Below are 12,392 nucleotides of genomic sequence, written 5' to 3' on the forward strand. Positions count from 1 at the left end.
GGTGCGTCGACGTCCACCGCGTGCCGGTGCGGCGCCGGACGGGATTGCGACACCCATACAATCGACGCCATGTCGTTGCCTGCCGCTCCTGGGGACCCGTCGTCCGGGACGGAGGGCGGACACCACCCGAACCCGCTGCACGTCGAGGTTCTCAGTGCGGTGTTCCAGGTGCGACGCACCGATGCCGAGGCCCGGCCCGCCCTGTGTGTACTGCTGTGGCGACGGTCGCCCTCTGGTCCCTGGGCGCTGCCCGGCGCCGACGTGGCACCGGACGAAACGCTCGCCGAATGCGCGCGCCGCCTACTCGCCGAGCAGATGGATGTGCGCAAAGTAGCTCACCTGGAACAGCTTTCGGTGTTCTCCGACCCACAGCGGGTTCCCGGGACCCGAACGATCGCATCGACATACCTGGGGCTGGTGCCCACCGACGCGCCGGCCTCACTGCCGTCGACCGCGTCATGGCATCCGGTCGACTCGTTGTTGAGCGGACTCGCCTACGACCACGCCGACATCATCGCCGCCGGGCGCCATCGTCTGGCGGCGAAACTCTCCTACACCAATATCGCGTTCGCGCTCGCGCCGGCTCGGTTCCCGATGTCGGAGCTCTCGGAGATCTACGGCGCCGCACTCGGGTACGCCGTCGACACCACCAATTTGCTGCGGGTCCTGAGTCGCCGGGGCGTGGTGGTGGCCACCGGCACCCTGGGTCGGACCGGTCGCGCAGGTGGGCGACCGCCGGCACTGTATGCGTTCGCCGACAACGAGTTACGGGTCACCGACGAGTTCGCGACGCTCAAGCCCCCGATGTGACCGATTCGGCGGGGATCGTCTCCTCGGCTCCGTCGCCGACGCCGAGGTCGGCGCTACGGGTGGCCAACGTGCAGAGCAGATAGACCAGTGTCGCGGCGAGCGGCGCGCAGATGAGCACGATCCACGGCGCCGTGTATCCGGCGCTGGTCACACCGTCGGACCAGAGGTCGGGCACCACGCGGAACGTCTCGCCCACCGCGGCCGAGTGCGGGTCGGTGAAGTGCAGGTGCGCGACCCGGGTACCCACCCAGCCCGCGATGGCCGACCCGGCGAGCACCGCGACGAACAGCACGCCGAATCCCGCCACCCCGCGCCAGCGACGGGCCGCGACCCAGGCCACGATCGCCGAGACCACGCCGTATCCGAACATCAGCAGACAGAACGCGCCCACGCCGGCGAATTCCTCGCCGAGTTGTCCGGCCGGTACGGCCGGGCCTTCGGCGGTCACCGAGCCGGCCATCGCGGGTGTGGTCACCGCCCATATCGCGCCGGCAACCACGCCGAGCAGCAGGACCGATGCCGCGACGGCGACGATCGGAGAGGCGGGCCGGCCCCGGTTCATCGTCGGCCCCAATTCATCGTCGGCCCCGGTTCATCGTCTGCCCCAATTCATCGTCGGCTCAGTTCGGCGGAATCGACGCTGCCGTGCCGCGAGCAGCGCGCCGACCACCCGTCGGGCCTGATCTGCACCACCATCCGGCGGCCGCATTGCCCGCAGAAGCGTGGTGGTTCCAGACCGAGGCGGGCGGCGGCAGGCACCGCGTCGGGGGACTCGACCTCGAGTTGGATGCCCGTGTAGAGCCCGTACCTACGGGGCTCGTGTAGCGGCCCCGGGACGTCGATGGGGCGATCGGTGGCGGCCGGTGGGGTCATCGGGGTGTCTCCTCAAGTACCGCGGTCCACGGACTGCGGCCGTCGTCAGATGCTGTCGTTGAGCGCTTTGATCGGCATCGACAGATCGTTGAGCAGGTCGAGGTCATCCTCGGCGGGCCGCCCCAGCGTGGTGAGGTAGTTGCCGACGATCACCGCATTGATACCACCCAGGATGCCTTGCTTGGCGCCGAGGTCGCCCAGCGTGATCTCCCGTCCACCCGCGAAGCGCAGGATGGTGCGCGGCAGCGCGAGCCGGAACGCGGCCACCGCCTTGAGCGCCTCGGCCGCGGGGAGCACGTCGAGATCGCCGAAAGGTGTGCCCGGTCGGGGGTTGAGAAAGTTCAGCGGCACCTCGTCGGGTTCGAGGGCGGCGAGGTCGGCGGCGAACTCGGCACGTTGTTCGAGGGTCTCCCCCATACCGAGGATGCCGCCGCAACACACCTCCATGCCCGCATCGCGGACCATGCGCAGCGTGTCCCACCGCTCCTCCCAGGTGTGGGTGGTCACCACGTTGGGGAAGTGGCTGCGCGCGGTCTCCAGATTGTGGTTGTAGCGGTGCACGCCCATGTCGCGTAGCGCGTCGACCTGCTCCTGGGTGAGCATGCCCAGACTGCAGGCGATCTGGATGTCGACCTCGTTGCGGATCGCCTCGATGCCCGCCGCGACCTGGCTGAGCAGCCGCTTGTCGGGGCCGCGGACAGCGGCGACGATGCAGAACTCGGTGGCCCCGGTCTTCGCGGTCTGCTTGGCCGCCTCGACGAGCGACGGGATGTCGATCCAGGCGCTGCGTACCGGCGATGCGAACAGCCCCGACTGCGAACAGAAGTGGCAGTCCTCGGGGCAGCCGCCGGTCTTGAGCGAGATGATGCCCTCCACCTCGACCTCCGGCCCGCACCAACGCATCCGGACGTCGTGGGCGAGTTGCAGCAGTTCGGTCAGGCGATCGTCGGGTAGGCGCAGCACCTCGAGAACCTGTGCTCGGTCGAGTGCCTCGCCGCGCTCGAGGACGCGGACGCGGGCGACGTCGAGGATGTCGCCGCCTGCCGGGGTGGTGGTGGACGCGGCGAGCGGGTCGACCGGGGCCTGGGTCATGGATGAACTCCTTCGATGGGCTGGAATGTGGGCACGCTCGACGCGGATGTGGGCACGCTCGACGCGAAACCGGGCTCGAACCAGGTGGGTGCGGCGGCGCGAAACCGCTCGGGCGGCAGCGTGCCCGCCCCCGCGGGGATCGCCCCGACCACGTCGACGCCGGTGAGCCGGGGCAGGTCGATGCGGTTGCAGCGCATGGCCAGGTCGGGGTCGGCCGGCCATGAGCCGATGACCAGGCCGGCGGGACGCACCCCCGCCGATCGGAGTGCGGTGACGGTCAGTTCCGCGTGATTGAGTGCGCCCAGGCCCGCGGGCACCACCACGACCGCCTCGGCCGCCACGTCTTGCGCGACATCGACGATCGTGAGGTCGGTGGCCAGCCGCACCAGCACACCGCCGGCACCCTCGATCAGGGTCAGATCGTGGCCGACGGCCAGGTCCAGCACCGCGTCGGCCAGTTCGGCGCGGTCGAGTTGCGGCAAGCCGGCACGAATCGCGGCCGTCTCCGGTGCGAGCGGCTCGGGGTACCGGGCGCATTCCAGGGTGCTGTGCACACCCGAGAGTTGTTCGACCACCGCGAGGTCGCCGGGCTCGTCGGGCGCCATGCCGGTCTGCGCCGGCTTGCACACCGCCACCCGCGCCCCGGCGTGTCGGGCCACCGCGGCCACCGCCGCCGTCACGATGGTCTTGCCCACGTCGGTGGACGTTCCCACGACCGTCAGGATGCGGCTCATCGGCTCACCGCCGACGAGTTCTGCGCATAGGACCGCACGACGCCGTCGATCACGGCCGCAGCCTCGTCGAGGGTCGAGTCGTCGAGATCGGCGCGCACGGTGATCCGCAGCCGTGAGGTGCCCACCGGTACCGACGGCGGCCGGAAGCATCCGACGAGGACACCGCGGTCGCGGCACGTCGCGGCGGCCGCGACGGCGTCGCGCGGGTCGCCGAGGATCACCGAGATCACCGCGGCGGCCGGAGCGGGCGCGCCGAGTCCGCGCGCCATCCGAAGAGCGTTGTGGTGCAACCGTTCCGGCAGATCGGGGTGCTGCCGCAACACCCCGAGCGCGGCGCGCGCGGCACCGACGGCGGCCGGGTTGAGGCCGGTGTCGAAGATGAACGGTCGCGCGGTGTCGATGAGATGGGCACGCAGCGCGGGCGTACCGAACACTGCTCCACCTTGTGCGCCAAGAGATTTCGAGCACACTGCGGTCACCACGAGGTCGGTGGCCCCGGACAGTCCCGCCTCGGCCACCAGGCCACGGCCGCCCGGCCCCCGCACACCCACGGCATGCGCCTCGTCCACCAGCAGCACCGCGCCATGCTCTCGCGCCGCGGCATACAGCGCGGCGACCGGTGCTGGCTCTCCGTCGATCGAATAGACCGAATCGGTGACCACCAGCGCTCGCTTCTCGGCGCGGTTGCGCAGCGCCGCGGCGACCGCGTCGACGTCACCGCGCCCGACCACCTCCACCCGTGCCCGCGACAAGCGGCACCCGTCGATGAGCGAGGCATGCGTGCCGGTGTCGGAGACGATGAGGTCACCCCGGCCGGCCAGTGCCGTGATGGCACCCACATTGGCCAGGTATCCCGACGAGAAGACTAGGGCGGCATCGAAACCGAGGAAGTCGGCGAAGTCGTCCTCGAAATCGGTGTGCAGCCGCGTGGTGCCGACCACGAGTCGCGACGCGGTGGCGCCCGCACCCCACTGCGCCAAGGCGGCATGCGCGCCGGCGAGCACGTCGGGATGGGCGGACAGACCGAGGTAGTCGTTGGAGGCGAGGTTGAGCAGCGCGGCGTCGCGGATCACCGGTTCGCGGTGCAGCCCGCGCGATGCGCGCACCGCTGCCGCATCGGTCAGCCAGTCGAGCGCGGACTCCGGTCCGCCCGCGCCGGCACGAATCCCGGGGGGCACCGGGTGCAGGGTGGTCATCGAGCGGCCCCGACGGTCCGCAGATCGCGAGTCGCAGCCGCCACCGCCGACCGCATACCCGCGGTGATGGTGGCGATGTCGTCGTCGGTGCACACATAGGGCGGCATCGCGTAGACGAGGTTGCGGAACGGGCGCAACCACACACCGGATGCCACCGCGGCGCCGGTGGCCGCGGACATGTCGACAGCACGGTCGAGTTCGACGACGCCGATGGCTCCGTGTACTCGCACGTCGGCTACCCCGTCGGCGTCGACCAGCGGGGCCAGACCACGCCGCAGGCCCGACTCGATGTCGGCGACGCGGCGTTGCCATGGTCCCGACAGCAACAGCTCGGTGGATGCGGCGCCGACCGCACACGCCAGTGGATTGGCCATGAAGGTGGGTCCGTGCGCCAGCCCGCCGGCCTCACCCGCACCGATCACCGCGGCCACTTCCGTCGTGCACAGGGTGGCTGCCAGACTCAGGTACCCGCCGGTCAGCGCCTTGCCGACGCACATGATGTCCGGGCTCACCGCGGCCGCATCGGCGGCGAACAGCGTTCCGGTCCGTCCGAATCCGGTGGCGATCTCGTCGAAGACGAGCAGTACGTCCTGCTCGTCGCAGATGCGGCGCAATTCGGCGAGGTAGGCGCTGGGGTGAAAACGCATGCCGCCGGCGCCCTGCACGATCGGTTCCACGATGACGGCGGCGAGTTCGTCACGGCGGGCGGCGACCGTCGCCTCGAACTCGCGCACGTAGTCGGCGTCGAAGTCGGCGGGAGGCGCGGGCACGAACACCTGCTCGGTGAGCACGCCCGACCACATCGCATGCATCCCGCCGACCGGATCGCACACGCTCATCGGCGTGAACGTGTCACCGTGATAGCCGCCGCGCCAGGTGAGCAGCCGGGTTCGACGCGGCTGCCCGCGACCCCGCCAGTACTGCAACGCCATCTTCGCGGCCACCTCCACGGCGACCGAACCGGAGTCGCTGAAGAACACCTTGTCGAGTGGCGCGGGAGTGATGTCGACGAGTAGTAGCGCCAGTCGCGCGGCCGGCTCGTGGGTGAGGCCGCCGAACATCACGTGACTCATCGAGTCGAGCTGGCCGCGCACGGCCGCGTCGAGCACCGGATGCCGGTAGCCGTGGATGGCCGCCCACCACGAGCTCATGCCGTCGACCACCTCAGAACCGTCGGCCAGCTGCAACCGCACACCGCTCGCCGACGTCACCACCAGCGGCGAGGACGCCGACGGCACCGCACCGTAGGGATGCCAGATGTGCTCGGCATCGATGCGGCTGATGGTCGCGGGGTCCACGGTCGGGTCGTCCTCCAGGGGGCCGGGGCAGGTCTTGGACACTGTACAGGCGGGCCTGGACGGTGTACAGGAGCGCCGATCCGGTCGCCCACCACCACCGCCGATACCAGCGCCCGGGTGTCCTAGGGTGAAGTCCATGGCATTGACGCTCGGCATGATCACCGTCGACACCACCGATCCGATCCCCCTCGCGCACTGGTGGGCCGAGCAGACCGGCGGGAAGATCCTCACCGAGAACGAGGGGTGGTACGTGGTGGTGGGCCTGCCGTCGGGAATGCGTCTGTCATTTCAGAGGGTCGACGACCCCACTGAGGGCAAGAACCGGATTCACCTCGACCTGTCGGCCCCCGACCCCGCCGCCGAGGTCGAGCGCCTGCTGGCCGCCGGCGCCGCCAAGGTGGCCGATCGGGAGATGCCCGGGTTCGCGTGGACGGTCCTCGCCGATCCCGACGGAAACCAGTTCTGCGTGGCCCCGGCCGAGTGAGCGGACAACCCACCGGCGATCACCGACCGTCGACAGATCACCCCCGACCGTCGACCGGTGGCCCGCGGTGAGCACCACCCGAGCCGACATCCTGCGCGCCGCACGCGAGATCCTCGTGCACCACAGCCTCGCCGACCTGTCCATGCGTCGGCTCGCGACGGAGGTGGGGGTTCGCCCCAACGCCCTCTACTGGCATTTCCCCGACAAGCAGACGCTGCTCGCGGCGCTCGCCGACGACATCTTGCACGGCGTCTCCCCCACCGCCGACACCCGCGGATGGGACACCGCCGAATGGGACACCGTCGATTGGGACGCCGTCGATTGGGATCGGGGCCTCGCCGACATCGCCGTCGCGATGCGTCGACAATTGCTCCGCGTTCCCGACAGTGCCGAGGTGGTGTCCTCGGCCTGGGCGAGCGGCCTCGCAAGCCGCGCCGTCGCCGACCACCTGACCGCCGCGGCACGCGCGGGTGGACTCTCCACCCGCGACGCACACGCGGTGTCGACAGCCATCTGTCAGCTGATCATCGGCCTGACCATCGAAGAACAGACCCGCGCACAGATGGAGCGGCTGGGGGTGACCGGGCCGTCGGGCCGCGATTTCGACGCCGAGTTCACCGATGCCCTCGGCGTCCTGATCGATGGCGCCCGGATGCGCAGCACACACCTCGATCCCGGACAGGGACCGGCCGCGGCCGAATTGCCCGAATAATGAAAGCCACCAGGTTTTGGGGCGTGTGTCGGCGGCCTCACGAATCGGGTTTTCACAGCTTCTCCGGGTAGATTGCAACGCGACCGAAGACCGTCTCCGGTGATCCGGATCCACCTCATTCGGCCGCTCAACCACCATTCCCGATCCGAAGGACCGCTCGACCCCGTGGCAGCCCCGACACGTGTAGCCGCGCCGGAAGTGACGACATCCGTCCCGCCGGTTCCCGCATACCGCACAGACCTCGACGGCCTGCGCGGCATCGCGATCACCCTCGTGGCGTGTTTCCACATCTGGTTCGGCCGCGTCTCCGGCGGTGTGGACGTGTTCCTGGCGTTGTCGGGGTTCTTCTTCATCGGGTCGCTGTTGCGGCACACCATCAACAGCCAGGCACCGCACGTCACCTTCTTCGACACCGTCAACCCGTGGCCCCGACTCAAGCGGCTGCTTCGCCGTTTGTTGCCCGCCCTGTTCACCGTGCTGATCGCGGTGGCGGTGCTCACCGTCGTGGTGCTGCCGCAGACGCGGTGGGTGAACATCGGCCGGGAGTTGCAGGCGTCGGCGCTCTACTACCAGAACTGGTATCTGGCGCTGAACTCCCAGAATTACCTCGCGGCGAGTTCGGCGAACAGTCCCCTGCAACACATCTGGTCGATGTCGGTGCAGGGCCAGTTCTTCCTCGGCACCCTGTTGCTCGCGATGCTCGCCGCCGGGCTGATCAAACTCGCCGCCACGGCGATCGCCCCGATCGCCCGGCCGCAGACCATCAGACTCCTGGTGGGCCTGGCGTTACTCGGCATCGCCGCGTTCTCGTTCTACTGGGCGCACATGCGCATGGGCATCAATCAGCAGTGGAACTACTACGACACGTTCTCGCGCCTGTGGGAGCCACTGGCGGGTGGCCTTCTGGCCATCTGGTTGCCGTCGGTGCGGGTACCCAATTGGCTGCGTAACGTCGTCGCCGCTGTCGCGCTGGGTCTGATCGTCACCTGCGGCTGGTGGATCGACGGCGTCGACTCCTACCCGGGACCGTGGGCACTGGTGCCGGTGGGCTCCACCCTGTTGATCATCTGGGCCGGCGCGACCGCGCTACAACAACCGCGACACTCCCGCATCTCACCGCAGGGTCAGCCCGCGGTGAACCGGATGCTGGCCGGTCGATGGCCGGTGTGGCTCGGCACGATCGCCTACGCGTTGTACCTGTGGCACTGGCCGCTGCTGATCTTCTACCTCACCTGGCGCGGCAAGAATCACGCGAACTTCGTCGAGGGTGTCGGGCTGCTGGGCGTGTCCATCGGACTGGCGTGGCTCACCAAACGATATGTCGAGGACCCGCTGCGTACCGGCGACCGGTCGCGGCTGGCCAAGGGTGACCGGCAGGGACGGCCCCGCTGGCTGGGCTACACCTCGGTGGTGACAACGATGCTGGTGGCGGCCACTCTGGTCGTCGGGGTGGGCATCCGGGCATGGGATCGCCACGTCACCAACACGGTGGTCGACACGGCGAACCTCGACCCCCACTCGTTCCCCGGGGCACGCGCGCTGCTCGACGGCTGGCCGGTGCCTGCCCTCGATCCGCAGCCCACGCCGCTGGCGGTGCTCAAGGATTTTCCGGCGACCTCGACCGACGGCTTCATGAGCTCGTTCGAGGACCCGGACATCCACGTCGGCGTCTACGGCGATCCGTCGGCCAGGAGAACAGTGGCGCTCGCCGGCGGCTCACACGCCGAATTCTGGATCACCGCCCTCGACGAACTCGGCAAACGCAACCACTTCAAGGTGACGACCTACGTGAAGATGGGGTGCCCGCTGTCCACCGAGTTGGTGCCCAAACAGCGGGGTGTGCCCTACCCCCAGTGCCACGACTGGGTGCAACGTGTGATGGCGAAGATCATCGCCGACAAACCCGATGCGGTGTTCACCAACTCCACCCGGCCCCGCGATTTGCAGGCCGGCGATTGGATGCCCGACGACTACAAGCCCATCTTCACCGAGTTCATGGACGCCGGCATCCCCGTGCTCGGGATGCGCGACACACCGTGGCCGATGGGGCCGGGAGGTTCCCTGGACACCCCGACGTGCCTGGCCAACGGCGGCGACGCCATCTCGTGCGGATCGGTGCGTGCACGTGTGCTCTCCCCGACCAATCCGGCCGACGAGTTCGCCGAGGGCAAACCGCTGTTCCATTCACTGGATCTCTCGGACGGGATCTGCAATGAATCACTGTGCCCGGCGGTGGTGGGAAACATTATCGTCTACAAGGACTGGCACCATCTGAGCGCGACATATGTGCGAAGTCTCACCGACGGTCTGGGCGCCCAGATGGCGCGCGCCCTGCCGTGGACAGGCCCCGCCCCGCGCTGACCTGCGCCGCGTCGCCGGTCGAGCGACGCCCCACCCCCGGCGAGCGTGGCTCCGAGATGTCGTCGGCCACGATCGCCGCTAGTGTCGGTACATGACCCTCTCAGGAAGGTGGGTATGACATCACCCACCGGCGGCGAGCAGCCCGTCGCCGACCCCGCATCCGACACCCCACGCTCCAGCACGTCCACGCCGGAACCGGCACCGGGCACGGACGCACAGGCATCGGGTCGCGTCGCCGACGCGACGACGGCCCGGCCACCTCACACCGCGGTCGAGGTACCGCCAGAGCCCGGGGTACCGCCGGCCACGCCGCAACAGGCCGAGGCGCTGATCGAACCCGAACCGACCCCGATCCCTGTCTGGCCCGGGTCGCCGTATCCGCTCGGTGCAACGTATGACGGTGTGGGAACCAACTTTTCGCTGTTCTCCGAAGTCGCCGACGCGGTGGAGTTGTGCCTGATCGACCGTGACGGCAAGGAACGGCGCATCGTTCTCGACGAGGTCGACGGCTACTGCTGGCACTGCTACCTGCCCAACATCGGACCCGGTCAGTTCTACGGCTATCGCATCTACGGACCCTATGATCCCTCGCGCGGCCTGCGGTGCGATCCCTCGAAACTGTTGCTCGATCCGTACGGCAAAGCCTTTCACGGCGAGTTCGACGGCGACGCGTCGCTCTTCTCCTACCCGATACCCGAACCGGTTCCGCCCGAGGCGCCCCCGACCCCGGAGTGGGTCGAGGAGCAGGGTTCGCCGGCAGCCGACGGTGCCGACGATTCGTCCGCTGCCGCCGCAGACGACACGACGCCGGGATCCGACGACGCACCCACCAGTGACTCCGCCACCGGTGTGGCCAATGACGGTGACACGCCGCACACTTCGGCGGAATCCGCCGAATCGGACACCACCGAATCGGACACCGCCGCAACCGACGCCGACGAATCGGGCGAGGTCGAATCGGATACCGGCGAATCGGCCGGGAGCACGGGCGCCGAGGTCTTCGACCCGCAGATCAACGAGGACCCGGCGTACGCGATCACCGGCGAGATCGAGCTGATCGAGCCGAATGACTCGATGCCCCAACTCGATTCACTCGGGCACACCATGCTGTCGGTGGTCATCAACCCGTACTTCGACTGGCAACACGATCGCTCGCCGCGACGCCCGTATCACCGGACGGTGATCTACGAGGCCCACGTGAAGGGCATGACCGCCACCCACCCCGACATCCCCGAACACCTGCGCGGCACCTATGCCGGGTTGTGTCACCCGGTGATCATCGACCACCTCAAGTCGCTGGGTGTCACCGCGATCGAGTTGATGCCCGTGCACCAGTTCATGCAGGATTTCGTCCTGCAGGACAAGGGATTGCGCAATTACTGGGGTTACAACACGTTCGGGTTCTTCGCCCCCCATGTGGAGTACGCGTCCAACCCGGATCAGCCGGGCAGTGCGGTCACCGAGTTCAAGGCGATGGTGCGCGCGTTCCACAACGCCGACATCGAGGTCATCCTCGACGTGGTCTACAACCACACCGCCGAAGGCAATCACCTCGGACCCACGGTCTGCTTCCGCGGCATCGACAATGCCGCCTACTACCGCCTTGTCGACGGCCAGCCCGAGATGTACATGGACTACACCGGAACCGGAAACAGTCTCAACGGGCGTCACCCGCACACGCTTCAGCTCATCATGGATTCGCTGCGGTACTGGGTACTCGAGATGCACGTGGACGGCTTCCGTTTCGACCTGGCATCCACGCTTGCACGTGAGCTCCACGACGTGGACCGGCTGTCGTCGTTCTTCGATCTGGTGCAACAGGATCCGGTGGTGAGCCAGGTCAAGCTGATCGCGGAGCCGTGGGACATCGGTGAGGGCGGATACCAGGTGGGCAACTTCCCGCCGTTGTGGACGGAGTGGAACGGGAAGTACCGCGACACCGTTCGCGACTACTGGCGCAGCCAGCCGGCCACCCTGGGCGAGTTCGCGTCCCGGTTCACGGGGTCGTCGGATCTGTACGAGGCCACCGGCCGGCGGCCGTCGGCCAGCATCAACTTCGTCATCGCCCACGACGGTTTCACGCTGCGTGATCTCGTGTCCTACAACGAGAAACACAACATGGCCAACGGGGAGGACAATCGCGACGGCGAGAGCCACAACCGGTCGTGGAACTGCGGTGTCGAGGGTCCGACCGACGACCCGGAGGTCCTCGAGCTGAGGGCCCGCCAACAACGGAACATCCTTGCCACACTGTTCTTGTCGCAGGGCACCCCGATGCTGGCGCACGGCGATGAGATCGGCCGCACCCAACTGGGCAACAACAACGTCTACTGCCAGGACTCCCCGTTGGCGTGGATGGACTGGTCGCTGGCGGAGAAGAACGCCGACCTGCTCGAGTTCACGCGCAAGGCGATCGCGTTGCGGGCCGCACATCCGGTGTTCCGGCGCCGGCGGTTCTTCGCCGGGCGCCCCATCCGCTGGGGGCACGACGCCCTCGACATCGTGTGGTTCACCCCGAACGGGGAGGAGATGACCAACGCCGACTGGGACAGCGGTTTCGGCAAGAGTCTCGCGGTATTCCTCAACGGCAACGGCATCGCCGAAACCAACGAGCGCGGTGAGAGGATCTCCGACGACAGCTTCATGATCTTCTTCAACGCGCACTACGGAGACATCGACTTCACCCTGCCGCCGGAGCATCTGGCGCGCGAGTGGCAGGGCGTCCTGGACACCGCACATCCGACCGGCGACTCCGACGTCATCGATGCCGAGTACGGCAGAACGGTCACCATCGGCGCGCGATCGCTCCTCGTCCTTCGGGCAACCACCTGA

General features: G+C 68.4%; 11 protein-coding genes. 5 read left to right on the forward strand and 6 right to left on the reverse strand.

Annotated elements, in window-relative coordinates; all coding sequences use genetic code 11:
* Window positions 1-75 precede the first annotated feature (75 nt).
* Window positions 76-810 (forward strand): NUDIX hydrolase, encoded by a 735-nt coding sequence (locus ACWDTD_RS10695; protein WP_449747239.1) that lies wholly within the window; start codon window positions 76-78, stop codon window positions 808-810.
* Here ACWDTD_RS10695 and ACWDTD_RS10700 read toward each other — a convergent pair.
* The 6 genes from ACWDTD_RS10700 to ACWDTD_RS10725 are packed head-to-tail and all read right to left on the reverse strand — an operon-like array spanning window position 794 to window position 6,003.
* On the reverse strand, window positions 794-1,372 hold the full coding sequence (locus ACWDTD_RS10700) for a DUF2567 domain-containing protein (RefSeq protein WP_449747082.1): 579 nt from the start codon (window positions 1,370-1,372) through the stop codon (window positions 794-796). The genes ACWDTD_RS10695 and ACWDTD_RS10700 overlap by 17 nt on opposite strands.
* A gap of 47 nt (window positions 1,373-1,419) precedes the next feature.
* Window positions 1,420-1,683 carry a biotin synthase auxiliary protein BsaP gene (gene bsaP / locus ACWDTD_RS10705; RefSeq protein ID WP_449747083.1) on the reverse strand — a complete coding sequence of 88 codons (264 nt, stop codon included), beginning with the start codon at window positions 1,681-1,683 and terminating at the stop codon, window positions 1,420-1,422.
* Window positions 1,684-1,728: 45 nt separating this feature from the next.
* Window positions 1,729-2,775: a biotin synthase BioB gene (bioB, locus tag ACWDTD_RS10710; RefSeq protein ID WP_449747084.1), complete on the reverse strand. Its 1,047-nt coding sequence runs from the start codon at window positions 2,773-2,775 to the stop codon at window positions 1,729-1,731.
* The gene (gene bioD, locus ACWDTD_RS10715; protein WP_449747085.1) at window positions 2,772-3,509 is read right to left on the reverse strand and encodes a dethiobiotin synthase; all 738 of its coding nucleotides are present in this window, start codon (window positions 3,507-3,509) and stop codon (window positions 2,772-2,774) included. The genes bioB and bioD overlap by 4 nt, the downstream gene beginning before the upstream one ends.
* Window positions 3,506-4,705, reverse strand: coding sequence for an 8-amino-7-oxononanoate synthase (locus tag ACWDTD_RS10720; protein ID WP_449747086.1), 1,200 nt, complete (start codon window positions 4,703-4,705; stop codon window positions 3,506-3,508). The genes bioD and ACWDTD_RS10720 overlap by 4 nt, the downstream gene beginning before the upstream one ends.
* Window positions 4,702-6,003 carry an adenosylmethionine--8-amino-7-oxononanoate transaminase gene (locus ACWDTD_RS10725; protein WP_449747087.1) on the reverse strand — a complete coding sequence of 434 codons (1,302 nt, stop codon included), beginning with the start codon at window positions 6,001-6,003 and terminating at the stop codon, window positions 4,702-4,704. The genes ACWDTD_RS10720 and ACWDTD_RS10725 overlap by 4 nt, the downstream gene beginning before the upstream one ends.
* Before the next feature lie 136 nt (window positions 6,004-6,139).
* On the opposite strand from ACWDTD_RS10725, the gene ACWDTD_RS10730 reads away from it, so the two are divergent.
* The 4 genes from ACWDTD_RS10730 to glgX all read left to right on the forward strand — a co-directional run bounded on the left by ACWDTD_RS10730 (window position 6,140) and on the right by glgX (window position 12,392).
* Window positions 6,140-6,487 carry a VOC family protein gene (locus ACWDTD_RS10730; protein ID WP_449747088.1) on the forward strand — a complete coding sequence of 116 codons (348 nt, stop codon included), beginning with the start codon at window positions 6,140-6,142 and terminating at the stop codon, window positions 6,485-6,487.
* A 67-nt stretch (window positions 6,488-6,554) separates the two neighbouring features.
* A complete protein-coding gene (locus ACWDTD_RS10735) occupies window positions 6,555-7,199 on the forward strand; it encodes a TetR/AcrR family transcriptional regulator (protein ID WP_449747089.1) in 645 nt (214 codons plus the stop codon).
* A 165-nt stretch (window positions 7,200-7,364) separates the two neighbouring features.
* Complete coding sequence (locus ACWDTD_RS10740) at window positions 7,365-9,560, forward strand: acyltransferase family protein (protein ID WP_449747090.1); 2,196 nt, start codon at window positions 7,365-7,367, stop codon at window positions 9,558-9,560.
* Between the two features lie 114 nt (window positions 9,561-9,674).
* Window positions 9,675-12,392, forward strand: coding sequence for a glycogen debranching protein GlgX (gene glgX / locus ACWDTD_RS10745; protein WP_449747091.1), 2,718 nt, complete (start codon window positions 9,675-9,677; stop codon window positions 12,390-12,392).

Source organism: Gordonia sp. NPDC003425, assembly GCF_053588635.1.